The sequence below is a fragment of the Curtobacterium sp. MCPF17_002 genome, assembly GCF_003234115.2.
Taxonomy (GTDB): Bacteria; Actinomycetota; Actinomycetes; order Actinomycetales; family Microbacteriaceae; genus Curtobacterium.
Window position 1 is genome coordinate 2,974,771 of record NZ_CP126251.1, and the last position, 23,070, is coordinate 2,997,840.

Annotated in this window: 21 protein-coding genes; 13 read left to right on the top strand and 8 right to left on the bottom strand. The window is 70.5% G+C overall.

Going from position 1 to position 23,070, the window contains the following annotated elements; translation table 11 throughout:
- The first annotated feature begins 3 nt into the window (after positions 1-3).
- Entirely contained in the window at positions 4-1,101 is a 1,098-nt protein-coding gene (locus DEJ28_RS13870; protein ID WP_111117476.1) for an SDR family oxidoreductase, read from the top strand.
- 57 nt (positions 1,102-1,158) lie between these two features.
- Here the strand turns inward: DEJ28_RS13870 and DEJ28_RS13875 are convergent, their stop codons facing one another.
- Entirely contained in the window at positions 1,159-1,506 is a 348-nt protein-coding gene (locus DEJ28_RS13875) for a DoxX family protein (RefSeq protein WP_111117477.1), read from the bottom strand.
- A gap of 96 nt (positions 1,507-1,602) precedes the next feature.
- Here DEJ28_RS13875 and DEJ28_RS13880 point away from each other — a divergent pair, with 96 nt between their 5' ends.
- The 3 genes from DEJ28_RS13880 to DEJ28_RS13890 all read left to right on the top strand — a co-directional run bounded on the left by DEJ28_RS13880 (position 1,603) and on the right by DEJ28_RS13890 (position 3,077).
- Entirely contained in the window at positions 1,603-2,250 is a 648-nt protein-coding gene (locus DEJ28_RS13880; RefSeq protein ID WP_111117478.1) for a TetR/AcrR family transcriptional regulator, read from the top strand.
- Positions 2,251-2,313: 63 nt separating this feature from the next.
- Positions 2,314-2,628 (top strand): biopolymer transporter Tol, encoded by a 315-nt coding sequence (locus tag DEJ28_RS13885; RefSeq protein ID WP_111117479.1) that lies wholly within the window; start codon positions 2,314-2,316, stop codon positions 2,626-2,628.
- Positions 2,625-3,077: a hypothetical protein gene (locus DEJ28_RS13890; RefSeq protein WP_111117480.1), complete on the top strand. Its 453-nt coding sequence runs from the start codon at positions 2,625-2,627 to the stop codon at positions 3,075-3,077. The genes DEJ28_RS13885 and DEJ28_RS13890 overlap by 4 nt, the downstream gene beginning before the upstream one ends.
- A gap of 222 nt (positions 3,078-3,299) precedes the next feature.
- Here DEJ28_RS13890 and DEJ28_RS13895 read toward each other — a convergent pair whose 3' ends face one another.
- From DEJ28_RS13895 to DEJ28_RS13910, 4 genes are all read right to left on the bottom strand, one after another.
- Positions 3,300-5,144, bottom strand: coding sequence for a glycoside hydrolase family 35 protein (locus DEJ28_RS13895; RefSeq protein ID WP_111116852.1), 1,845 nt, complete (start codon positions 5,142-5,144; stop codon positions 3,300-3,302).
- A 79-nt stretch (positions 5,145-5,223) separates the two neighbouring features.
- Entirely contained in the window at positions 5,224-6,558 is a 1,335-nt protein-coding gene (locus DEJ28_RS13900) for an ABC transporter substrate-binding protein (RefSeq protein ID WP_181433813.1), read from the bottom strand.
- Between the two features lie 46 nt (positions 6,559-6,604).
- Positions 6,605-7,591, bottom strand: a complete 987-nt coding sequence (locus DEJ28_RS13905; protein WP_220034660.1) for a carbohydrate ABC transporter permease — start codon at positions 7,589-7,591, stop codon at positions 6,605-6,607.
- A complete protein-coding gene (locus tag DEJ28_RS13910) occupies positions 7,588-8,523 on the bottom strand; it encodes a carbohydrate ABC transporter permease (protein WP_111116854.1) in 936 nt (311 codons plus the stop codon). The genes DEJ28_RS13905 and DEJ28_RS13910 overlap by 4 nt, the downstream gene beginning before the upstream one ends.
- A 143-nt stretch (positions 8,524-8,666) precedes the next feature.
- On the opposite strand from DEJ28_RS13910, the gene DEJ28_RS13915 reads away from it, so the two are divergent.
- Both DEJ28_RS13915 and DEJ28_RS13920 read left to right on the top strand, forming a co-directional pair.
- Positions 8,667-9,698 carry a LacI family DNA-binding transcriptional regulator gene (locus DEJ28_RS13915; protein ID WP_111116855.1) on the top strand — a complete coding sequence of 344 codons (1,032 nt, stop codon included), beginning with the start codon at positions 8,667-8,669 and terminating at the stop codon, positions 9,696-9,698.
- 132 nt (positions 9,699-9,830) lie between these two features.
- Positions 9,831-10,121 (top strand): hypothetical protein, encoded by a 291-nt coding sequence (locus tag DEJ28_RS13920; protein WP_111116856.1) that lies wholly within the window; start codon positions 9,831-9,833, stop codon positions 10,119-10,121.
- A 365-nt stretch (positions 10,122-10,486) separates the two neighbouring features.
- On the opposite strand, the gene arfA is transcribed toward DEJ28_RS13920, so the two are convergent.
- Complete coding sequence (gene arfA, locus DEJ28_RS13925; protein ID WP_111116857.1) at positions 10,487-11,989, bottom strand: arabinosylfuranosidase ArfA; 1,503 nt, start codon at positions 11,987-11,989, stop codon at positions 10,487-10,489.
- Between the two features lie 273 nt (positions 11,990-12,262).
- Here arfA and DEJ28_RS13930 point away from each other — a divergent pair, with 273 nt between their 5' ends.
- The 3 genes from DEJ28_RS13930 to DEJ28_RS13940 all read left to right on the top strand — a co-directional run bounded on the left by DEJ28_RS13930 (position 12,263) and on the right by DEJ28_RS13940 (position 15,593).
- Positions 12,263-13,618 carry an extracellular solute-binding protein gene (locus DEJ28_RS13930; protein WP_111116858.1) on the top strand — a complete coding sequence of 452 codons (1,356 nt, stop codon included), beginning with the start codon at positions 12,263-12,265 and terminating at the stop codon, positions 13,616-13,618.
- 93 nt (positions 13,619-13,711) lie between these two features.
- On the top strand, positions 13,712-14,677 hold the full coding sequence (locus tag DEJ28_RS13935) for a carbohydrate ABC transporter permease (RefSeq protein WP_111116859.1): 966 nt from the start codon (positions 13,712-13,714) through the stop codon (positions 14,675-14,677).
- Position 14,678: 1 nt separating this feature from the next.
- Entirely contained in the window at positions 14,679-15,593 is a 915-nt protein-coding gene (locus DEJ28_RS13940; RefSeq protein ID WP_111116860.1) for a carbohydrate ABC transporter permease, read from the top strand.
- 253 nt (positions 15,594-15,846) lie between these two features.
- Here DEJ28_RS13940 and DEJ28_RS13945 read toward each other — a convergent pair whose 3' ends face one another.
- Positions 15,847-16,686, bottom strand: coding sequence for a siderophore-interacting protein (locus DEJ28_RS13945; RefSeq protein ID WP_111116861.1), 840 nt, complete (start codon positions 16,684-16,686; stop codon positions 15,847-15,849).
- A 28-nt stretch (positions 16,687-16,714) separates the two neighbouring features.
- On the opposite strand from DEJ28_RS13945, the gene DEJ28_RS13950 reads away from it, so the two are divergent.
- From DEJ28_RS13950 to DEJ28_RS13965, 4 genes are read left to right on the top strand one after another with little or no spacing between them, the layout of a single operon-like run.
- Positions 16,715-17,794, top strand: coding sequence for a FecCD family ABC transporter permease (locus DEJ28_RS13950; protein WP_258368206.1), 1,080 nt, complete (start codon positions 16,715-16,717; stop codon positions 17,792-17,794).
- Positions 17,791-18,951 (top strand): FecCD family ABC transporter permease, encoded by a 1,161-nt coding sequence (locus tag DEJ28_RS13955; protein WP_258368208.1) that lies wholly within the window; start codon positions 17,791-17,793, stop codon positions 18,949-18,951. Before DEJ28_RS13950 ends, DEJ28_RS13955 begins: the two co-directional genes overlap by 4 nt.
- Positions 18,948-19,865, top strand: coding sequence for an ABC transporter ATP-binding protein (locus DEJ28_RS13960; RefSeq protein WP_258368209.1), 918 nt, complete (start codon positions 18,948-18,950; stop codon positions 19,863-19,865). Before DEJ28_RS13955 ends, DEJ28_RS13960 begins: the two co-directional genes overlap by 4 nt.
- Before the next feature lie 11 nt (positions 19,866-19,876).
- Positions 19,877-20,908, top strand: coding sequence for an ABC transporter substrate-binding protein (locus DEJ28_RS13965; RefSeq protein WP_146248905.1), 1,032 nt, complete (start codon positions 19,877-19,879; stop codon positions 20,906-20,908).
- 102 nt (positions 20,909-21,010) lie between these two features.
- Here the strand turns inward: DEJ28_RS13965 and DEJ28_RS13970 are convergent, their stop codons facing one another.
- Positions 21,011-23,062 carry a transglycosylase domain-containing protein gene (locus tag DEJ28_RS13970; RefSeq protein WP_258368210.1) on the bottom strand — a complete coding sequence of 684 codons (2,052 nt, stop codon included), beginning with the start codon at positions 23,060-23,062 and terminating at the stop codon, positions 21,011-21,013.
- Positions 23,063-23,070: the final 8 nt, after the last annotated feature.

A 23,070-nucleotide genomic window follows, 5' to 3' on the forward strand; every position in this document is an offset into this window, starting at 1 on the left:
GTGATGACTCTCGACGACACCACCCCGCAGTCCACCGATCGTCACGCGCTCGTCGTGGGTGCCAGCGGCATCACCGGCTCGGCCCTGGTCGACCACCTGCTCGGCACCGGCTGGCAGGTGTCCGCGCTCTCCCGCAGACCGCTCGCCCGCGACGGCGTGCGCAGCGTCGCCGCCGACCTCCGCGACCCGGAGAGCCTGACCGCCGCGCTGGCGGACGAGCACCCCACGCACGTGTTCTTCACGGCGTGGCAGCGGCAGGCGACCGAGGCCGAGAACATCCGGGTGAACGGCGGCATGGTCCGTGACCTCCTCGCCGCCCTCGGGCACGCGCCGCTCCGGCACGTGGCACTCGTCACCGGCCTGAAGCACTACCTCGGCCCGTTCGAGGCGTACGCCGCCGGCGAGATGCCGGACACGCCCTTCCACGAGGACGAACCCCGGCTCGACACCCCGAACTTCTACTACGCCCAGGAGGACGAGCTCGTCGCGGCGGCCGAGCGTCAGGGGTTCACGTGGTCGGTGCACCGCTCGCACACGGTGATCGGGCACGCGGTCGGCAACGCGATGAACATGGGGCTGACGCTCGCGGTGCAGGCCGCGATCGTGAAGGAGCTCGACCTCGACTTCGTGTTCCCCGGCAGCGAGGCGCAGTGGAACGGCCTCACCGACATGACCGACGCGGGCCTCCTCGCCGAGCACATGGTCTGGGCGGCGACGTCACCCGAGGGGGCCGACGAACCGTTCAACATCGTGAACGGTGACGTGTTCCGCTGGCGGTGGATGTGGCCGCGCCTCGCAGCCCACCTCGGGGTCGACCCCGCACGCGTCGTCGGCTACGAGGCTCGGCCACGCCCGCTCGAGGAGCAGATGGCGCCGCACGAGTCGGCGTGGGCCGGGATCGCCGAGCGACACGGCCTCGCCGAACCCGACATCGCACGACTCGCGTCGTGGTGGCACACCGACGCCGACCTCGGCCGGGCCATGGAGGTCGTGACCGACATGAGCAAGAGCCGCGAGGCCGGGTTCACGGGCTACCGGCGGACCGAGCGTGCCTTCGCGGACCTGTTCGACCGGTACCGCGCCGACCGCCTCATCCCCTGAGTCGGCCGGCTGGCCGAAAGCGCGGCGACGGCTCGGGACCCGCTGCCCACTCCCCCACTACCGGGCGAGGAGGAGCACCACGAGCGTCGCCACCGAGAGCACGAGCAGCACGGCCGCGCCCTGGAGTTCACGGTCGTGCGCGCGGAGGTGTGCCACGACGGCACCGGCGAAGTAGACGACGGCGCCGATGGCCGCGGCGATCGCGAGGGGCACCCACCACAGTCCGACGACGAGGCCGACGGCAGCGGCGACCTCGAGCAGGCCGAGGACGATCATCTGCGCGGGCGAGACGTGCACGGCCTCCATCGAGGCGACGATCTTCGGGTTGCGGACGAGTTTCATGATCCCGGAACCGAGCATGGCGAGGGCGAGGACGAGCGAGAGGACGACTGCAGCGATGTGCACGGGGAACTCCTGAGGAGAATGAAACGGAAGGTGGTCCCCGTTTCAAACCGGAGACTGCTCCCCGTATTCCCGGCTTCCCCGATCTAGGCTCGGACCATGATCCGCCGGGACGTCGCGCGCAACCGTCAGTCCCTCGTCGACGCGGCCCGGACCGCGTTCACCGACCACGGCCTCCAGGCTCCACTCGAACCGATCGCGGTCGCAGCCGGTCTCGGCAACGCGACCCTGTACCGGCACTTCCCGACGCGAGCCGCCCTGTGGGAGGCGGTGCTCACCGAACCCCTGCAGGAGGTCCTCGACCTCGTCGAGCGCTGCCGCGGCGTCGCCGCGTCCGACCCGTGGTCGGGGTTCGCGACGTTCGTCCGGGGCACCGCCGAGATCGAGGCGCGGCGAACCGGCTTCAGCGAGCTGATGACCACCGACTACCGCGAGGCGCCCACGCTGCTGCAGCTCCGGGTCGCGGTGCAGGACGGCATCGACGCGCTCTTCACCGCCGGGCAGGCGGCCGGTGCGATCCGCGCCGACGCCGCGCTGCCCGACGTGGCGCTCCTCCAGCTGTCGATCGCGGCGACCATCGGCACCTTCGGTCGCGTCGCGCCGGACGCGTACCGCCGGTGGGTGGACCTGGCGCTCGACGGGTTCCGCGCAGCGAGTGTCCCGCGGGAACCGCTCGGCGGACGCCCGCTGCGAGGCGACCAGGTCCGTCGGGCGATGGCCGAGCACCATCCGTCGCCCGGTCAGTAGGCGGGGGGGCCTGTCCCGTCCCTCCCTGTCTCCCTGAGACCACCAACGGTGCAGAATCGGGGCATGAGCGAGCCCGACGACCACTTCTTCGTCGTCGACGGCCGACGGTGGCGGCGCACCGACCCCGCGTTGCCGGAGGACGTCGCCGCCGCGCTCCGCTCACACCTGGGCCGCGGCCGGAACGCGGTGCGGCAGGCGAAGCGGGCAGGCGACGACGAGGCGTTGGCGGCGGCGCGGCACCGGAACGGCATCGCCAAGCACGGGCTCGGCGAGCGCGGGCCCGAGTGGTGGACGCGCCCCGAAGAGGACCGGATCGCCGACGCCCGCCGGGCCCGGGCCGAGCTCGACGGGCTCGATGCGCCTGTCGGCCGACCGTGACGACGGTCCGAGCGCCGCGGTGGGAGCGGATCGCGAACGCCGTCGTCTTCGGTCCCGTGATGGTCGGGACGGGGATCGTCCTCGCCTGGGTGACGTCCGTCCCGGAGTCGTCGGCGAAGGGGTTCGTGCTCGTGCTCGGCGTGGCTTTGGTGGCGGCCGGCGTGCTCGTGGCCGTGCGGGCGCCACGGGTGGCGGTGCACCTGTCCGAGGACACGCTGCGCTACGACGGTTTCCTCATCTCGTGGGAGGCCCGACGCGCTGACATCACGAGCGTGCTCGACGACGCCTTCGTGGAGTGGAGGGACAGTACCGGCACCCAGCACCGTCGCCAGCTCTGGCTCCTGGTACGGGCGTGGGAGGACGACGGCACGAGGTTCGCTCGGCTGTGGCGGTGGCGGCGCACAGGGCTGATGCAGGTCCGCGAGTGGGCCGGAGTTTCCTCTTCCTGATCGATTGCCCACGAGCCGCGCGACAGTCCGGCGAGCGGTCCTTCCCATCGCGCCCGCAGTAGGAAGCGGAATCGCGCGTAGGGAGCAGGAAATTCCGACCTCCTACGCGCGATTCGGCACCCTACGAGCGGAACTGCTTCCTATGCGCGGAACAGCCCCAAGGGCGGGGCGGGGCGGGGCGGGGCGGGGCGGGGCGGGGCGGGGGCGGGGCGCGCGCCCGCGTCAGGCCTCGGTGTGGCCGAGGTCGGGCTCGAGCAGCAGGCACGCCGTGCGGGACGCCGACGCGTGGAGCTCGAGCACGACGAGCTCGTTCCGGCCCTCCCGGAGCACCGGCCCGGGGATGGCGAGCGTCGCCTGCGGTCCTCGCGACCAGTACCGGCCGAGGCAGAACCCGTTGACCCAGGCGACGCCCTTCCGGAAGCCGTCGAGGCACAGGTAGCGATCGTCGACGGCCGCGAGGTCGAACGTCCCCGTGGCGAAGGTCGGGCCAGCGAGCACGTCGCCGTCCGTCGGTTCGATCGCGGCCAGGACGTCCAGCGCGGTGGGCGCCAGCGGGTCGAGGGCGATCGGCGACGCGGTCCAGCGTTCGAGCGGCACGCCGTCGATGGCGACCCCGCCGATGAGGCCCTTCGGCTCGCCGATGCGGGGGCCGTAGTCGACGCGGCCCTGGTCCTCGACGAGCAGCTCGAGCGTGCCCGTGACGGGCGGGAGGGCGATGGCGCGGTCGTGGTGCTCGCGCTCGAGCACACCCACGACGGTGCCGCCACCGCCTGAGCCGGCGACGCTGACGACGGCGCGGTCGCGGACCTCCTCGCCGATGGTGAGCACGCCGCCGGAGGGCAGGTCGACCTCGGCGCGGTAGAGCACGAAGCCGGAGGCAGCGCCGAGCGCGTCGAAGGTGGGCGGAGCGTCGTGGGTGGACCACTCGGTGAGCGCGGGCAGCAGGGAGCGGAGTGACGCGACGCGGTCGAGACGGACGGTGAGGTCCGAGGCGGGGACGACCCGCGCCTCCAGGCCGTCGCCCGACGCGTCCGCAGGACCGAGACGACCCGATCCACCCGGCTCCATCGAGGCCGGCAGCGGGGGGACGGGCGCGTAGCGCTCGATCACGGAACGGAACGCGTGGAACTTGGCGGTCGGCCGCCCCGCTTCGTCCAGCGGTGCGTCGTAGTCGTACGACGTCGAGATCGGCCGGTACACGCCCTTGTCGTTCGCGCCGTTCGTGAAGCCGAAGTTCGTGCCGCCGTGGAACATGTAGATGTTCACCGAGCCGCCGGCGGCGAGCAGGTCGTCCAGGTCGGATGCGCTCGCGGCCGCGGGGGTGGTGTGGTGGTGCTCGCCCCAGCTGTCGAACCAGCCGTCCCAGAACTCGGAGCACATGAGCGGGCCGGTGGGCTGCGCCTGCCGGAGTCGCTCCAGGCGGGCGGCCGAGCGAGACCCGAACGAGCCGGTCTTGTGCAGGGTCGGCAGTGAGCCGTCCTCGAGCATGGTGCCCATCGGCTGGTCGACGCTCGTGAACGGCACGGTGAGGCCGATGTCGCGGTGCATCTCTTCGAGTGCGCGGAGGTAGGACGCGTCCGAGCCGTACGCGCCGTACTCGTTCTCGACCTGCACGAGCACGATGGGCCCGCCCTGGTCGATCTGCCGCGGGACGAGGACCGGTGCGAGCGCGTCGAGGTAGGCGCGGACCGCCCCGAGGAACCCGGGCTCGATCCGGCGCACGCCGACGGTCCCGTCGGTGAAGAGCCAGTACGGCAGACCGCCGTTCGTCCACTCGGCGCAGATGTAGGGGCCGGGGCGGACGATGGCGTGCATCCCCTCCGCGGCGACGAGGTCGAGGAAGCGGCCGAGGTCGAGCCCGCCGGTCAGGTCGAAGACCCCGGGCGACGGCGCGTGTGCGTTCCAGGCGACGTACGTCTCGATGGTGTTGAGCCCCATCAGCTTCGCCTTGCGGATCCGGTCCGCCCACAGGTCGGGGTGGACGCGGAAGTAGTGGATCGCGCCGGACAGGATCCGGTGCGGCTCGCCGTCGAGCAGGAAGTCGGTGTCGCCGATGGCGAAGCGCATGAGGTGACTCTTTCAGACAGCGGGGCCGTGCGGACGGTGTCCGCACGACCCCGGTGGAGGTGTTGTCGAGCTGGGTGGACTACTTGGTCGCGACCGTGAAGCCCTGGTCCTTGCCGTACTTGGCGAGGGCCTTCTGCCAGGCCTCGAGACCGCCCTCGAGCGAGGTGCCGTTCTCGTACGACTGCCCGACCGTGTCGGCGTAGACGCTGTTCGCGTACACCTGGTACGGCAGGTAGGTGAAGTCGTTGTCCGAGGAGTTCGACGCGTCGACGAGCACCTTGTTGATCTGCTGGCCGCCGAAGTACTCCGGCTTGTCGTCGAGGAACGCGGACGACTGGAGGTCGGCCGTGGTCGACGGGAACCCGCCGGACTCCATGAAGACCTTGGTGGAGGCCTTCGACGAGTTGAGCCACTTGAGGAAGCCCGCGGCGAGTGCCGAGTTCTTCGACTGCTTCAGCACGACCTCGGCGCTGCCGCCGTTGTTGGCGGTCTGCGCGGTGGCACCGTCGTAGGTCGGCATCGGGGCGACCCGCCAGTCACCGGACGCGTCCGCGACGCTGGCCTCGAGGTTGCCGGGCATCCAGGCGCCGGTGATGAGCGTGGCGATCTGGCCGTTGCCGAGCTGCTTGTACCAGTCGTCGCTCCAGCCCACCGTCTTCGACAGCAGACCCTGCTCGACGAGCTCGTTCCAGGTGTTCGTCCACTTCTTGGTGCCCGCGTCCTGCAGGTTGATGGTCACCTTGTCGCCCTTGGTGGTGAACGGGGTGCCACCCGCCTGGGCGATCATGCTCGTGGTGAAGCCGGCGTCGCCGGAGTCCGCGGTGATGTACGCGTCCGGGTCGGCTGCGTGCAGCTTCTTCGCGGCGGCGACGTACTCGTCCCACGTCTTCGGCACGGCGATGCCGTTCTTGTCGAAGACCGTCTTGTTGTAGAACAGCGCCATGGGGCCGGAGTCCTGCGGCAGGCCGTAGACCTTGCCGTCCATGGAGACCGAGCTCCAGGTGCTCTTCGCGAACTTGTCCTCGAGCGACCCGAACCCGTACGACGACAGGTCGAGCAGGGAGTCGGACAGGGCGAACTGCGGGAGCGCGTAGTACTCGACCTGCGCGACGTCGGGGGCGCCCGAGCCGGCCTTGATCGTGTTCTGCAGCTTCGTGTACTGGTCGGCGCCGGTGCCGGCGTTGACGAGCTTGACCTTCACCTTGGGGTAGGCCTTCTCGAACGCGGCGACCTGGGCCTTCGCGGACGGGGTCCACGACCAGTACGTGAGCGTGCCGCCCTTCTCGAGGGCCTTCGAGACGTCGTCGGACGAGCCGCCGGACGACGAGCCGCCGGAGGCGCAGGCCGCCAGGGCGATGGCGGCGGTGACGCCGATGGCGAGGGCGCTGAGTCCGCGCCGGAGCCTGGTGTTCATGGGGGTGCCTTTCACTTCTTCGTGTTGGGGGGTGCTGCTGTGGGTCTCAGGCCTTGACGGACCCGGCCGCGAGGCCGGACTGCCAGAAGCGCTGGAGGAAGAGGAACGCGACCACGATCGGGATGATCGTGAGGAGCGATCCGGTGACGACGAGGTTGTAGATCGGCTGCGCACCGGAGCCGGTGGCCTGCGCGTTCCACTGGTTCAGGCCGACCGTGAGCGGGTACCACTTCGGGTCGCTCAGCATGATGAGCGGCAGGAAGTAGTTGTTCCAGGTGGCGACGACCGCGAACAGCAGGACGGTGACGACACCGGGCGCGAGCAGGCGGAGCGCGATCGTGAAGAAGATCCGGAACTCGCCCGCGCCGTCCATGCGGGCGGCCTCGAGGAGTTCGGCGGGGATCGCGTCCACCGCGTAGGTCCAGATGAGGTACATCCCGAACGGGCTGATGAGCGACGGCAGGATGATCGCCCACGGGGTGTTCGTCAGGCCGAACTGCGAGAACAGCAGGAAGGTCGGGACGGCGAGCGCGGTGCCGGGGACGGCGATCGCGCCGAGGACGACCGCGAACACGGCGCGACGGCCGACGAACTGGAACTTCGCCATGCCGTAGCCGGCGACGGTGGCGAGCAGCGTCGCTCCGCCGGCGCCGACGACGACGTAGAGCAGCGTGTTGCCGAGCCACTGCACGAAGATGCCGTCGTTGTACGTCAGCGTGTCGACGATGTTCTGCCAGAGGTTGAACTTCCCGCCGAACCAGAGCCCGAAGGTCGACAGCAGCGAGGCCTGCGTCTTCGTGCTGTTGACGAGCAGGTAGAACAGCGGCGCGAACGAGTAGACGACGAAGACGACCATCACGGCGGTGAGGAGACCGGACCGCTTGGGGCGGCGTCCGTCGATCCCGTTGCGCAGGCGGCGGATCCGTGTCGGCCTGGAGGCGCGGCTCGCCTTGTCACGCGGCCCGCGTTGCGTCGTGGTCGCCTCGGTGACCGTGGCCGGGCCGGCCTGGGCGGGTTGCTGCAGGGTGCTCATCGGTTCTCCTGGCGGGTTCCGCGGACCTGGACGACGTAGGCGATCACGGCGGTGATGACACCCATGACGATGGCGACGGTCGCGGAGTAGTTGAACTGCTGGCCGCTGAACGACAGCGAGTAGGCGTACATGTTCGGGGTGAAGGCGCTGCCGATGACGTTCGGGGCGAGGGTCTTCAGCAGGTTCGGCTCGTTGAAGAGCTGGAAGCTGCCGATGATCGAGAAGATGGTGGCGATCACCAGCGGGCCACGGAGGGCCGGGAGCTTGATGGAGAACACCGTGCGGAGGGGGCCGGCACCGTCGAGCTCGGCGGCCTCGTACAGGTCACCGGGAACGACGCGGAGTGCCGCGTAGAAGATCAGCATGTTGTAGCCGAGGAACTCCCACGTGACCACGTTGCCGATGGACGTGAGGACCCAGTCCGGGCTGAACGGCTGCAGCAGGTCGATGCCGAGTGCGTGGTTCGCCGTGCCGGTGAGGCCGAACTGGTTGCCGTAGATGAAGCCCCAGATGAGCGCCGCGACGACGCCGGGGACCGCGTAGGGCAGGAACACCGCGATGCGGAAGAACGACGTCCCCCAGAGCCGTGCGCTGTCGAGCGCGAGGGCAGCGACGAGGGCGAGCCCGAGCATGATCGGCACCTGCACGAGGAGGAACAGGGCGACCCGGCCGAGCCCGGACCAGAACTTGGCGTCCTGGAACAGCTGGATGTAGTTCGCGAACCAGACGAACTGGTTGCCGCCGATGAGCTGGTCGCGGAACAGGCTCAGCCACAGGGCGTACCCGATCGGGACGATGAGCATCGCGACGAGGACGACGACGAACGGGCCGACGAAGAGCCATCCGGTGAAGCGGCCGCGCGGCTTGGCGCGGCGGCGCGGTGGCGCGGTCGGTGCGGTGGCACCGGCCGGGCGCGCTTCGAGCGTGCTCATGGAACTCCCTTGTCCTGCTGCTGTCTGGCCGTTCGATGTTGACGTCAACATCGAACGCCGCGACGATAGCATGGCAACGTCAACATGCGCTAGCGTTCGGGGACGCCGGGTGTCCGACCCGGCTCTGGACGGAAGGGGCGCCCGTGACGACCGAGCTGCCCGCCGCCGCACGCCGCTCCCCCTCGATGGCCGCCGTGGCCGATGCCGCCGGCGTCTCGATGCAGACCGTGTCCCGCGTCGCCCGCGGCTTCGACAACGTCTCCCCGGACACCCGCGACCGGGTGCAGCGCGCGATGGACGACCTCGGCTACCGGCCGAACCGTGCCGCTCGGGCGCTGCGGTCCGGGCGTTTCCGCACCATCGGCGTGATCATGTTCACCCTCGCGTCCTACGGCAACATGCGCACGCTCGAGGCGATCGCCGATGCCGCCGGTGCCGCCGACTTCACGATCACGCTCCTGCCGATGGCCTCCCGCACCGAAGAAGGCGTCCGGTCGGCGTTCTCCCGCCTGCACGAGCAGGCCGTCGACGGCGTCGTGATCATCATCGAGTCGCACATCATCGACACGGCCGAGGTCGCCCTGCCCGACGGCGTCCCGATGGTCATCATCGACTCCACCGGCACGACGCAGCACCCCTCGATCGACACCGACCAGGCCGACGGCGCACGGCAGGCGACCCAGCTCCTGCTCGACCTCGGGCACGAGACCGTCTGGCACGTCGCCGGTCCCACGTCGTCGTACTCCGCCGCGCGACGGCTCGGCGCCTGGCAGACCACGCTCGAGGCCGCAGGGCGCACGGTCCCGCCGGTGTTCCACGGCGGGTGGAGCTCCGAGTCCGGCTACCGTGCCGGGCTCGAGATCGCCCGCCGCCCCGAGATCACCGCCGTGTTCGCGGCGAACGACCAGACCGCGCTCGGGGTGCTCCGCGCCGCCCACGAGCTCGGCCGACCGGTGCCGTCGTCGCTCAGCGTGGTGGGCTTCGACGACTCCCCCGAGTCCGACTCGTTCTGGCCGCCGCTCACCACCGTGCACCAGTCCTTCGACGAGGTCGGGCGCCGAGCCGTGACGAACCTCCTCGCCCAGATCGAGGGCCAGCCCGTGCGCGCGACCGCCGACCTCGTGCCGGTCCGCCTCGTCGAGCGCGCGAGCACCGCCCCGCCACCCGTCGACTGACGCGCGCAGCCGACGAGGCGTACCGTGCACGACGTGCCGGTTCGCTGTCCGGCCTCGGGTATGCGACGCCTCCGTGTCTCCGGAGTACGACCCACGGGTTCGCTCTCACTCCTCCACCACGGCTCACGGATCATGAAGAACATCGTCTACGGACTCACCGCGGTGCTCACCACCGACGAAGCGGCCGACGCGGTGCTGGACTACGCCGCCGCCCTCGCCCACGCCGGACTCGCGGACACCGTCGCCGTGCCGACCGTCGATGCGTTCGGCAGCACGACCACCACCTCGTTCCTGCTCGCTCCGGCACTCGGCCTGCTCATCGAGGACGCCGCTGACGACCCACTCGGTCCCGACACCGCCGCGTTCGTCGACGAGATCTCCTGGCGCTCGCGCGCCGTGCGGAGCGCGCCGCCGCGCGGCTAGCGTCGGGCGTCGGCGCGCCGCGTCAGCCAGCGTCAGCGCGCCGCGACCTCACGCACCCAGCGACACCTCACGCGCACCCCACCCCGTGAACTGTCGCCCAGCCCGAAGAGTGGGCTGCCGCCGTGGACCGGGCCACCCACCGGCCTGGAGGCGCGCCACCGGCCCGCACCGCGCCTCCCGGCCGCCGTGCTGCCGCGACCTCACGCACCCAGCGACACCTCACGCGCGCCCCACCCGTGAACTGTCGCCCAGCCCGAGCGAACGGCCGGCGCCCGCCGCGCGCAGCGGAGGGCGCCGGCACCGCTGTGCGGAACCGACGCCCTCCGTGCTCACTCGACGCCCGCCGCAGCGTGCGCCGAGGCGCTTCAGCCGATCGACACGGCGGTCCAGGAGACCGGCGGGAGCTCGATCGTGATCGTGTTGCCCTCGCGGCGGACGCTGTCGTTGGTGCGGAGCGTGACGCGCTCCGTGTTGGACAGGTCGTTCACCGCGTGGACGTCGTCGTCCCAGACACCCTCGGCCCGGACGTCCCCGTCGACCGACAGGCCGGCGAGGTCGATCGTGACGGTGGTCGACTCGGACGGGTGGCGGTTGACGAGGAACACGGCGGCGCCGTCGTCCGAGACGGTGGCGGCGGAGTCCACGACCGGGACCTCGCCGTACTTGCCGCCGTCGACCGTGTCACCCGAGGCCTTCACCTGCAGCGACGTGCCGTTCGCGAGCCGCGAGGTGAGCGAGAACGGGAAGAACGTGGTCTGGCGCCAGGCCGGTCCGCCGGGCTCGGTCATGATCGGGCCGATCACGTTGACGAGCTGGGCGATCGACGCCGATGCGACGCGGTCCGCGTGGCGGAGCAGCGAGATGAGCAGCCCACCGACGACGACGGCGTCGGCCACGGTGTAGACGTCCTCGAGGAGGCGCGGGGCGACCGGCCAGTCCTGCGGCCCGAACGTCTTCTGCTGCTCGTTCCACTTGCTGATCGACCAGACGTTCCACTCGTCGAACGAGATGTCGATCCGCTTGTCGGACTTCTTATGCGCCTGCACGTGGTCGGCGGCCGTCGTGACCGTCTTGATGAAGTGGTCCATGTTCACGCCGGAGGCGAGGAACGACGCCAGGTCGCCGTCCTCCTCGTAGTAGGCGTGCGCGGAGATGTAGTCGACGTCGTCGTAGGTGTGCTCGAGGACGGTGCGCTCCCACTCGCCGAACGTCGGCATCGAGGCTCCGGAGGAACCGCAGGCGACGAGTTCGAGGTCGGGCTGGATCTGGCGCATGGCCTTCGCCGTCATCGCGGCGAGCTTGCCGTAGTCGTCGGCGTTCTTGTGGCCGAGCTGCCACGGGCCGTCCATCTCGTTGCCGAGGCACCACATCTTGATTGCGAACGGCTCGGCGCGGCCGTTCGACTTGCGGTACTCGGACAGCGCGGTGCCGGCGTCGATGTTCGCGTACTCGAGGAGCTCGATCGCCTCGGCGGTGCCGCGGGTGCCGAGGTTCACGGCGAGCATGAGCTCGGAGCCGACCTGGTCGAGCCAGTGCTGGAACTCGTGCAGGCCGACCTCGTTGGTCTCGGTGGAGTGCCAGGCGAGGTCGAGGCGGCGGGGACGCTGCTCGACGGGGCCGACACCGTCCTCCCACTTGTACCCGGAGACGAAGTTGCCGCCGGGGTAGCGGATGGCCGAGACGTTGAGTTCCTTGACGAGTTCGACGACGTCCTTCCGGAAGCCGTGCTCGTCGGCGGTCTCGTGGGAGGGCTCGTGGATGCCGTCGTAGACGTGGCGTCCGAGGTGTTCGACGAACCCGCCGAACAGGCGACGTCGCACCGGCCCCACGGTGAACGCGGCGTCGAGGACGAGGTGTGTGCGGGGCATGGATCTCCTTCGATCGTGCAACAGCGGGTCGTACGGAACGCCTCGTGCGGGTACATCGGGTTCCGAAGCACCGCGTCACGAAAGTGAGCGCTCACCTAACGAAAACGCTACCGGTTTCCGAGCCCGGGCGGAAGGGGTGGCGGATGATGGGGTCGAGCGCTAATGTGAGCGCTCACGGAGCATCGACCCGCTGCTCCGTACCCGGAGCAGCGATGCTCCGGCGGGAGCACCGACCCTGCTCCCGTGTTCGGCCCGTCCCGATGGAGTGATGCCATGCCGATCCGACCAGCCACACCCGCGACGCGACTCTCGCGCCGCGGCTTCCTCGCCGCCGGAGCAGCGGCCGCGACGGTCCTGCCGCTCGCCGCCTGCTCGAGCCCGATCGCGGCCGGCCTCGCCGGAAGCGCCCTCAACCCCGAGACCCTCGTCTTCTGGAACCTCTTCGGCGGTGGCGACGGCGCTCGCATGCAGTCGATGGAGGCCGGGTACGCGAAGCAGCACGGCGGTTCGTCGTCGCTGCAGGCCACCACGTTCGCGTGGGGCAACCCGTACTACTCGAAGCTGACACTCGCCACCGTCGGGAACAAGCCGCCGGACGTCGCGATCGCGCACCTCACCCGGGCGAAGCCGCTCTGGGACGGTGACCTCCTCGACCCGATCACGAACGACGACCTGGCGTCGGTCGGCCTGAGCGCCAGTGACTTCAACCAGAAGGCCTGGGCCGCGCAGAAGACCGACGGCAACAACATCGCGATCCCGCTCGACACCCACCCCTTCGTGCTCTTCTACAACGTTGAGGTCTGCCAGAAGGCGGGCCTGCTCGACTCGGACGGCAACCTCAAGGACCTGTCCGGCATGGACACGTTCGAGAGCGCCCTGGCCGCGGTCTCGAAGGTCACCGGCGGCAACGCGCTCAACGTCGCGAACGTCGTGCCGGAGACCGCGACCCCGTGGCGCTTCTTCTGGACGCTCTACAACCAGATCAAGGACGCGACCCCGTTCATCAGCGACGGCGGCGCGAAGCTCACCGTCAACGAGGACGCCTACAACGAGGTCACCAGCCGCACCCAGAAGTGGGTGAAGCAGGGCTGGCTCAACAAGGCCCTCGACTACGCCACCGCCGAGTCGCTCATGTTCGACGGCAAGGTCGGCTTCTTCATGCAGGGCGAGTGGGAGATCAGCACCGCGCAGTCCATCAAGGGCCTGAAGTTCGGCATGGCTCCGATCCCGCAGCTGTACGACAAGCCCGCCACGCAGGCCGACTCGCACACGTTCATCCTGCCGAGGAAGGACCGCTCGGCCGATCAGCGCAAGCAGGCGATGCTCTTCATCAAGCAGATGCTCGAGCAGAGCATGACGTGGGCCGAGGGCGGGCACGTGCCGGCCTACATCCCCACGTTCGACAGCACCGCGTACAAGAAGCTCACGCCGCAGTCGAACTACGCCTCCGCAGCTGAGACGGCCGTGTTCGACGACGCCGCCTGGTACGGCGGTTCCGGTTCGACCTTCGAGGGCACCGTCGGCGCGCAGCTCGCGCTCGTGCAACAGGGCAGCTCCTCCCCCGCCCAGGCGCTCAGTGCCATCAAGTCGCAGCTCGCGACCTACCTCAACACCCCGAGCCCGCTGTGAACGCGCACCCGAACGGGCACAGCACCGGACACGCGTCCGGGCACAGCACCGGGCACGCGTTCGACGTGAACACCGCGCGAAAGGCACGATGACGTGACCACAGCACCTGTCCTCGACCGCCCCACGGACGCGACCACCGCGCCACGGCGGAACCGCACCTACCGGACCAGTCTCACGCGCGGCCAGGGCCGCAGCGGCTGGTTGTTCCTCGCCCCCTTCGGCCTGTTCTACCTGGCCTTCCTGCTCGGACCCACGGTCTGGATGATCGTCTCGAGCTTCTTCAACACCTCGACCGTCCGCACCGGGCTCGGCAGCTTCGCCGGGTTCGCGAACTACGCGGAGATGCTCGGACGCTCCGACTTCTGGTCGTCGCTCTGGCACACCCTGCAGTTCACGCTCTACACGACCCCGCCGCTCGTCATCCTGGCGTTCGTCTTCGCCGTGCTGACGAACCGGATGAACCGCGGCCAGTGGTTCTTCCGCCTGGCGTTCTTCCTGCCGTTCATCCTGCCGTCGGCGACGATCTCCCTCATCTGGGTGTTCATCTTCACGCCGGCGACCGGCCTGTGGGCGAGCCTGCAGACCCTGCTCGGGATGACCCCGGGTTCGGGCATGCTGTCCAGCCCGAACACCGCGATGATCGGTGTCGCGATCGCCACGGTCTGGTGGACCCTCGGGTTCAACTTCGTGCTCTACCTGGCCGGCCTGCAGGAGATCCCGCGCGAACTGTACGAGGCCGCGGCCGTCGACGGTGCCTCGAGCTGGCAGCAGATCAAGTCGATCACGCTGCCGCTCCTCGGCCGCACGACGACGCTCGTCATCCTGCTGCAGATCATCGCGAGCCTGAAGATCTTCGACCAGGTGTACCTGATGACGAACGGCGGGCCGGGCATCTCGACCCAGGTCTCGCTGCAGCTCATCACGGGTGTCGGCTTCACCGACAACCGACTCGGTGCCGCATCGGCCGCGTCGGTGCTGCTGTTCATCGTGATCGTCGCGATCGCGGTCATCCGGCAGCTCGTCGAGCGCGCAGCCGCCAAGCGTGAGATCGGGGCCTGACATGACCACCACCGAGAGCATCACCACCGCTCGCCCGAAGCTCCGCAACGGCGTCTCCGCCGCAGCACCCGCGAACGCCGCGAAGATCGGCGTCTCCGGCCGGGGCTTCAACACCGTCGCCGCGATCATCCTCACGGTGTTCGCGATCATCTGGCTCATCCCGAGCCTGTTCGCCCTGAAGACGTCCCTGTCGGACAACGGCGTGGCCGCCCTCGGCGCGAACTCGATCCTGTCGAACTGGAACCCGACGCTGCACTCCTACGCGTCCCTGTTCGGCGCCGGAGACATCTGGAACTGGTACCTCGCCAGCGCCATCACGAGCGTCGTGACCGCGGTGCTCACGGTGCTGTTCGCCTCGATGGCGGCGTTCGCGCTGTCCCGGCTCGTGTTCCGCGGCCGGAACATCGCGTTCCTGCTCATCATCCTCGGGATCATGATCCCGACGCAGGTGCTGATCATCCCGATCTTCCAGGAGCTCAACGCCGTGGGCCTCCTGAACACCTACTGGTCGGTGATCTTCCCGCAGGTGCCCGCCGTGATCGCGGTGTTCATCTTCAAGCAGTTCTTCGACGGGATCCCGAAGGAGCTCGAGGAGGCCGCCCGCATCGACGGTGCGAGCATCTGGAAGGTGTACTGGTCGGTCATCCTGCCGCTGTCGCGTCCCGTGATCGCGGCGGTGACGATCCTGACCTTCGTCGGGGTCTGGAACAACCTGCTGCTGCCGCTGTTCGTGCTGTCGAACCCGGACCTCATGACGATCCCGGTCGGGCTCGCCACGGTCCAGGGCAGCTTCGGTCAGCGTTACGCGGACATCCAGGCCGGAGCGATCCTGGCGGCGCTGCCGCTGATCATCCTGTACCTGATCTTCCAGCGGCAGATCGTCGAGGGTGTGACCGGGTCCGGCCTCAAGGGCTGACGCCACCCCACATCGGACTGGAGGCGCGGTGCCAGATGGCACCGCGCCTCCAGTCCGTCTGTATCTGTAGGTGGGTCATTCCGCGCGTGGTGAGCCGTTCCGCGCGTAGTGGGCCGTTCCGCTCGTGGTGAGCCGTTTCGCGCGTAGGAGGCAGGAAATTCCTGCACCCCATGCGCGATTCCGCTTCCCATTCCAGGCGTGATGGGCAGGAACGCCCGCCGCGGCCGGAGCCGACGGGGGTGCCGCGGCGCGCTCAGGCGTGGACGGGCCGGCGCGCCTCGTGCTTCCAGAACCCGGAGAACGTGATGCGGGACTTCGGCAGGCCGGCACGGTGCAGGTGTCGGCGCCCCTCGGTGGCGAGCGTCGACTCACCGACCACGAAGGCGTAGCCGCGGTCGTCGACCGGCACGTGCCGCTGCAGTTCGGCGAGCGCCGCGCGACCGGGAACAGCGTGCCCATCGGCCTCGGCACGGACGATCCACGTCACGGTGACCCCGTCGGGGGCGTCGAGTTGCCGGACGTCGGCGGCGGTCGGGACCTCTTGGATGATGCGGCCGACGGTGTCCCGCGGCAGTGATGCCGCGATGCCGACGACGCCGGGCAGGCCGGTCTCCTCGGCGACGATGACGACCTCGCTGGTGTCGTCGGGGACGTCGAAGATGCACCCCTGGTCGAGCATCGCCAACGCGTCGCCGGGGCGGGCGTCGCAGGCCCAGATCGCGGCGCGGCCCTCGGGTTCGCCGTCGGGGCCGGTGTGCACGACGAAGTCGATGTCGAGCTCGGCGGTGCCGTCGGCGAGCAGGCGGTACGCGGCGACGGTGTAGTTCGCACAGTGCGGGCGGACGGCCTCGGGGATGGCGAGGAACGTCGGCCACCACTTCTTGCCGTCGAGGTCCGGCATCCGGAAGGCGTCCTGGTCCGGGCGCTGCAGGAACAGCCGGAACCAGTGGTCGAACCCGAGGAAGGGGAACTCGTGCAGGTCGTCGCCGGTGACGGTGACGCGCTGCATCGACGGCGTGACGCGTTCGCTCCGGAGGACACGGGCACGGAAGAGCCGGGGGTTCTCGGGCAGGAGCCGCGGGGTCTTCGCCATGAGGCAAGGCTAACCTAAGATGATTGCCGTGCCAGCCCCCTCCGCCGCCCTGGTCTCCGCTCCGGACGCCCGCGCCACCGACCCGATCGCCGCGCTCGGCGTGCACCGGGCCGCGATCCGACGCCGGGTCCTCGTCATCACCGGACTCGTCGTGGCCCTCGCCGTCGTCGCGGTCGCGAGCATGCTCCTCGGCAGCAACCGCATCGGCGTCGACCAGGTGCTCGCCGGACTGATGCGGACCGGCAGCAGCACCGACGAGGCGATCGTCTGGGGCTCCCGGATCCCGCGCACGCTCATCGGGGCGTCCGTCGGAGCGGCACTCGGCATCGCCGGACTCCTCATGCAGGGGCACACCCGCAACCCGCTCGCCGACCCCGGGCTCTTCGGTGTCTCGTCCGGCGCCGGACTGGCCGTCGTGATCGGCGTGTACGTCTTCGGTGTGACCGGGACCGGTGCCACGGTCTGGTTCGCGCTCGTCGGGGCGCTCGTCGCGAGCGTCGTCGTGTTCTCGGTGACCATCGCCGGCAGCGGCACCGCCAGCCCCGTGCCCCTGGCCCTGGCGGGTGCGGCCGTCTCGGCGCTGCTCGGGGCGCTCACCTCGTTCGTGGTGCTCACCGACCAGGACTCGCTGGACGCCTACCGGCTCTGGGTCGTCGGGTCGCTCGCGGCACGGCAGCTCGACGTCCTCGGCGCGGTCTGGCCGTTCCTGGTCGCCGGGTTGCTGCTCGCCGTGCTCAACGTCCGCGCGCTCGACGCCCTGGGACTCGGCACCGAGCTGGCGAAGGGCCTCGGCGAGAACGTCCTCGTCGCCCGGCTCGTCGGACTCGGGGGCATCACGCTCCTCGCCGCCGGCGCCACCGCGGCCGCGGGCCCGATCGGCTTCGTCGGACTCACCGTGCCGCACGTCGCCCGGGCACTCGTCGGCACCGGACACCGCTGGACGCTGCCGGTCTCGGCCCTCGTCGGCGCAGCGCTCGTCCTGCTCGCGGACGTCATCGGGCGCCTGATCGGCGGGTTCTCCGAGGTCGAGGTCGGCATCGTGCTCGCCGTCATCGGCGGACCGGTCTTCGTCGCCGTCGCCCGCCGCCGATCGCTGGTCTCGCTGTGAGCGCGACCGAGGCGACCGAGGCGACCGCGGCCGCGGCCGCGACGACGACGGCGACCGAGGCGGGGGCGACGACGACCGCGGCAGCGGCGGCAGCAGCCCGCGCTCCCGGACGCCGCGGCATCGTCTTCGGCCCCGTCGGGCTCGCCTGGCGTCCCCGCACGTTCTGGTACACCGTCGCCGCCCTCGGCACCGTGGGTGTCCTCATCGTCCTCGGCGTCGCGGTCGGCTCGACGTGGATCGCCCCCGGCACCGTGATCCGTTCCCTGCTCGGCCTGGAGTCCGGCCCCGACGCCTTCATCGTGGAGACCCTGCGGCTCCCCCGGGTCCTCACCGGCGCGCTCGTCGGCCTGACCCTCGGTGTCGCCGGAGCCCTCACCCAGACCTTCACGCGGAACCCGCTCGGCACCCCCGACATCATCGGCGTGACCTCCGGCGCGAGCGTCGGCGCCGTGGCCGCGATCGTCTTCGGCGGCGGCACGTACTCGGTCTCCTCGGTCGTGCTCGGCGGCGGCATCCCCGTGGCGGCGACGATCGGTGCGCTCGTGGCCGCCGTCGCGGTGTACGGACTCGGCTGGCGCGGTGGCGTGCAGAGCTACCGGCTCGTCCTGGTCGGCATCGGGGTGAGCGCCACCCTCGACGCGGTCACCAGCTACCTGCTCGTCCGCGCGAAGATCACCGTCGCGGCGGCCGCGTCGCAGTGGCTCGTCGGGAGCCTGTCGAGCACGTCCTGGTCGAGCGTCTGGCCCCTGCTGATCGTCGCTGCCGTGGCGGTCCCGCTCGCCCTCGCGACGAGCGCCGCGCTCGGCATCGGGCAGCTCGGCGACGAGGTCGCGACCGGTGTCGGCCTGGCCGTGCAGCGCCACCGGTTGATCGTCATCGCGCTCGCGGTCGTCCTCACCGCCGCGGCCGTCGCCGCCGCCGGCCCGGTCGGGTTCGTGGCGTTCGTGGTCCCGCAGATCGGGCTCCGGCTCGCCGGGACGAACCGTCCACCGCTGCTGCTGGCCGGGGCGCTCGGCGCGGTGCTCGTGCTCGCTGCCGACCTGCTCGCCCGCTCGGCGTTCCCCTGGCAGGTGCCGGTCGGGATCATCACGACCGTGATCGGCGCCCCGTACCTGATCTGGCTCCTCATCCGCCACCGCAAGGAGATGTCCCGATGACCAGCACCCCCGTGCTCGAGGCCCGCGGCCTGTCCGTCGGCTACGACAAGCACCCCGTCCTCACCGACCTCGACCTGCGCATCGAGCGCGGCACGGTGACGACGTTCCTCGGCGCGAACGGCTGCGGGAAGTCGACGCTCCTCAAGGCCCTCGGCCGGGTCCTCAAACCGCAGGCGGGTGCGGTGCACCTCGACGGCGTCCCGATCCGCAAGGAGCCGAACCGTGCCGTCGCCCGGAAGCTCGCGATCCTGCCGCAGTCCCCGGTCGCCCCGGCGGGCACGAGCGTGCTCGACCTCGTGATGCGCGGCCGGAACCCGCACCAGTCGTGGGCGAAGCCGTGGACCGCAGACGACGCGGACGTCGCCGAGCAGGCGATCGCCGCGACCGGCCTGACCGAGGTCGCCCACCGGGACGTCGCGAGCCTGTCCGGCGGGCAGCGGCAGCGCGCCTGGATCGCGCTGGTGGTGGCCCAGCAGGCGGAGACGCTCCTGCTCGACGAGCCGACGACGTACCTCGACCTCGCGCACCAGCTCGAGGTCCTGCGGCTCGTGCGCCGCCTCAACCGCGAGCAGGGCTCGACCGTCGTGATGGTCCTGCACGACCTGTCCCTCGCGGCGCGCTACTCGGACCGGCTCGTGGTCCTGCACGACGGCGGCGTCGCAGCGGACGGCACGCCCGCCGAGGTCCTCACGCCGGCACTGCTCGAGCGGGCGTTCGGCCTGCACGCCCGCGTCCTCGCCGACCCCGTGACGGGCGCACCGATGATCATCCCGGAAGCGGACGAGCACGAGCGCGGGCAGGCGCACGAGCGCGGGAAGGCTCGCGAGCACGAACGCGGGCAGGCGCGCGACCACGAAGCAGCAGGCGACGACGAACTTCCCCGCGAACTGGCGAGCGCGGCGAACTTAGGTTAGCCTCTCCTAACGTGAAGATCCCCCGCCGCGGCTCCCTCCGGGCCGCCCTCGTGACCTCCGTGGCCGTCTCGGCCCTCCTCCTCACCGGCTGCTCCGGTGCGAACAGCTCCGACGACGGCGGCAACGCCGGCTCCGGCAGCGACACGGCCGGCTCCGACAAGGCCTGGTCGTACAAGGACGCCACCGGCACCACCGTCAAGGTCGACCACACGCCGAAGCGCGTCGTCGTCCTCAACGACATCGCGATCTCGTTCGTCGAGTACGGCCTGCAACCCGTCGGCACCTTCGGGCAGCTGACGATGGCGAAGGACGCCCGCTTCACGGGACTCGACACCGACGGCATCACCCAGCTCGGCACCGGGTACGGCGACATCGACCTGGAGCAGCTCGCGGCCCTCAAGCCCGACCTCGTCGTCACGTCGGTCTACCCGACCGACGCGAAGGGCACGCTCGACGCGACGCAGCCCGGCTACGGCTTCAAGGACATGGAGCAGGAGAAGCAGGTCCAGGCGATCGCGCCCGTCGCCCAGGTGAAGTGGGGCGGCAAGGGCGAGGACGTCATCGAGGACATCGCCGACCTCGCCGAGTCGCTCGGCGCGGAGGAGGCCACGGTCGAGAAGGCCGAGGCCCGCTTCGACACCGCCCGCGACGAGCTCGAGAAGGTCACCAAGGAACAGGACCTGTCGGTCGTCTCGATGTACGCCGACGGTGACGGCGCCTACGTCACCCGTCCCTCCGACGAGCCGACCCTGCAGATGTACGAGTCCTTCGGCGTCGACCTGGTGAACCCGAAGCCCGCGGGCTTCTACTGGGGCATCTACTCGTGGGAGAACGCCGGTCAGATCAGCGGCGACGTGCTCCTGCTGTCGCAGCAGGGCTACCAGGTCGCCGACCTCGAGAAGCAGCCGACGTTCGCCGACAACGCCGCCCTCCAGGCGGGCCAGGTGCACAGCTGGACCTTCCCGGCGCTCGACTACGCGTCGCAGGCCGACTACATGAAGAAGCTCGCGGGCTGGCTCGAGGACAGCAAGCAGCTGTCGTAGACGCGACCGTTCGACGGACTGGAGGCGCGGTGCCGGCTGGCACCGCGCCTCCAGTCCGTCACGGACGCGACTCCAGTGCACGAATCGCGTCAGCCACGCCCGTCACCCGACCGGCAGCGCCGCGTTCACGCCCGTCTGCGCCTGCCGCCAGACGGTAGCCCGGGTGCCGGCGTACGTACCCTCGCCGTTCGAGAAGTGCCGCAGGTTCGACGTGCCGCCGTCGGTGTTGCCCTGCCAGTACGCCGTCACCGCACGCGAGGTCCCGCCGACCAACCAGATCTGGTCCGCGGCGTCGGTGGTGCCGGTCTTGCCGAACAGCGTCGCGCCGTCCGGGGTCTGCCCGCCGCTCGCCGTCCCGCCGCGGAACGCGCCCTGCATGACCTCGAACGCCGTCTCGGCCACGGTGGCGGACACCGCCTGCCCGCACTGCTCCGGCTGCCCGCCGAGCTGCTTGCCGTCCGGCCCCGTCACCTGGTCGACGACCCGGGGAGCGCAGTACACGCCGCCGTTCGCGATGCCGGCGTAGGCGGCCGCCATCGTCAGCGGGGCGATGCTCGTGGTGCCGAGCACGGCCGCCGGGTTCGCGGGCAGTTCGCCGCCGCGTGCCGGGTGGACGCCGAGGCTCGCGGCCACGTCGCGGATGTCGCAGAGGTCGAGCTGCGCCGCCATCGACGCGTACGCGGCGTTGACGGACTGGGCGGTCGCCGCACGAACCGAGTACGGGCCCCTCTGGCCCGGTGAGTCGTTCTTCGGGTCCCAGAACGCCGTGATGGTCTGCCCGCACTGTGTCCACGTGCTCTGTGCGTGCCGGGTGCCGTTCACGACCGCGTCCGGACTCTTCCCCGATGCGAGCCACTGCAGCAGCGTGAACATCTTGTACGTCGAGCCGACCTGGAACCCGCCCGAGCCGCCGTACGCGTGGTCGGTGGCGTAGTTGAGCGACGTCGCGGTCGGCGGGGCCTGTTCCGATCGGTCGTAGTCCGTGTTCTGCGCCATGGTCAGCACGCGACCGGTGCCGGCCTCGACGGTGTCGAGCGTCGCGCCGAGGGCGAACCGCGACTCGGTGTTCGGGTCGTACTGATCGAGCAGGGCCTTCTGCTGGGCGTTGAGGTCGAGATCGAGCGTCGTCTGGATCCGGTAGCCGCCCGTCCGCCAGGCGTCCGCGCGACGGTCCTCGGTCGGGCCGAGCTGCGGCAACTCCTTCGCGACCCGCACGGCGTGGTCGCAGAAGAACTCGGCACCGCGTGCGACCGCCTCGCACCCCTGCTGCGGTGCCGTGATGCGGACGGAGTCGGCGGGCCGCGCGGCGAGCGCCTCGGTGAGCTGTGCGCTGGTGAGGTGGCCCTGCTCGTGCATCGAGCGGAGGATGACGTCGCGGCGGGCGACATTGTCGGCATAGTGCGCGGGCGTCGAGAGGTCGCGCTTCTCGGGCCACTGCACGATCGCGATGAGCGACGCCGCCTCAGCCGGGGTCAGGTCCGTGGCGTCCTTGCCGTAGTAGTGCTGCGCGGCTGCCTGCACGCCGTACGTCTGGTCGCCGAAGTAGGCGATGTTGAGGTAGGCGGTGAGGATCTCCTTCTTGGAGTACTCCTTCGCGAGACCGATCGCGAGCTTCATCTCCGCGAGCTTCCGGCTCGGCGAGCGCTTCGTCGCCTCCTCGTACCCGGCCTCCCGTTCAGCGGCCGTCGGCAGCTCGCTCGCCCGCAGGGTCTTGATGTTCCGGACGAGCTGCATCGTCAGCGTCGAGCCGCCGGAGCCGCCCTCGCCCTTCGACGCGACCACACTCACGAGGGACCGGACCATCGACGCGGCGTCCACCCCGCCGGTCTCGTAGAAGCGCTTGTCCTCACCGTCGACCGCGGCGTGCTTCAGCTGTTCGCTGATCTGGTCGAACGACAGCTCCTGCCGGTTCTGGTCCCAGACGTTCGCCAGCCGCACGGGCTTTCCGCCGCGGTACGCCCAGACCTCGTTGCGCTGCGGGAGCTCGCCGATCCGGATGTACTCCGGCAATGAGTCGAACACCCCGATCGCCGAGGTCGTCCCGACCCCCGCCACGGCGAGCACCGGCGTCACGCCGACCCCGACCAGCAACCCGGCGAGCACACTGCCGCCCACGAAGCCGAGTGCGGCCGATCCTGTCCGTCTGAATGCCATCCTGTGGG

Excerpts from the sequence above, each read along its gene's own strand:
- DEJ28_RS13870 (WP_111117476.1), top strand. The coding sequence starts at position 4 with ATGACTCTCGACGACACCACCCCGCAGTCCACCGATCGTCACGCGCTC.
- DEJ28_RS13880 (WP_111117478.1), top strand. The coding sequence starts at position 1,603 with ATGATCCGCCGGGACGTCGCGCGCAACCGTCAGTCCCTCGTCGACGCG.
- DEJ28_RS13885 (WP_111117479.1), top strand. The coding sequence starts at position 2,314 with ATGAGCGAGCCCGACGACCACTTCTTCGTCGTCGACGGCCGACGGTGG.
- DEJ28_RS13895 (WP_111116852.1), bottom strand. The coding sequence starts at position 5,144 with ATGCGCTTCGCCATCGGCGACACCGACTTCCTGCTCGACGGCGAGCCG.
- DEJ28_RS13900 (WP_181433813.1), bottom strand. The coding sequence starts at position 6,558 with ATGAACACCAGGCTCCGGCGCGGACTCAGCGCCCTCGCCATCGGCGTC.
- DEJ28_RS13905 (WP_220034660.1), bottom strand. The coding sequence starts at position 7,591 with ATGAGCACCCTGCAGCAACCCGCCCAGGCCGGCCCGGCCACGGTCACC.
- DEJ28_RS13910 (WP_111116854.1), bottom strand. The coding sequence starts at position 8,523 with ATGAGCACGCTCGAAGCGCGCCCGGCCGGTGCCACCGCACCGACCGCG.
- DEJ28_RS13920 (WP_111116856.1), top strand. The coding sequence starts at position 9,831 with ATGAAGAACATCGTCTACGGACTCACCGCGGTGCTCACCACCGACGAA.
- arfA (WP_111116857.1), bottom strand. The coding sequence starts at position 11,989 with ATGCCCCGCACACACCTCGTCCTCGACGCCGCGTTCACCGTGGGGCCG.
- DEJ28_RS13930 (WP_111116858.1), top strand. The coding sequence starts at position 12,263 with ATGCCGATCCGACCAGCCACACCCGCGACGCGACTCTCGCGCCGCGGC.
- DEJ28_RS13940 (WP_111116860.1), top strand. The coding sequence starts at position 14,679 with ATGACCACCACCGAGAGCATCACCACCGCTCGCCCGAAGCTCCGCAAC.
- DEJ28_RS13945 (WP_111116861.1), bottom strand. The coding sequence starts at position 16,686 with ATGGCGAAGACCCCGCGGCTCCTGCCCGAGAACCCCCGGCTCTTCCGT.
- DEJ28_RS13960 (WP_258368209.1), top strand. The coding sequence starts at position 18,948 with ATGACCAGCACCCCCGTGCTCGAGGCCCGCGGCCTGTCCGTCGGCTAC.
- DEJ28_RS13970 (WP_258368210.1), bottom strand. The coding sequence starts at position 23,062 with ATGGCATTCAGACGGACAGGATCGGCCGCACTCGGCTTCGTGGGCGGC.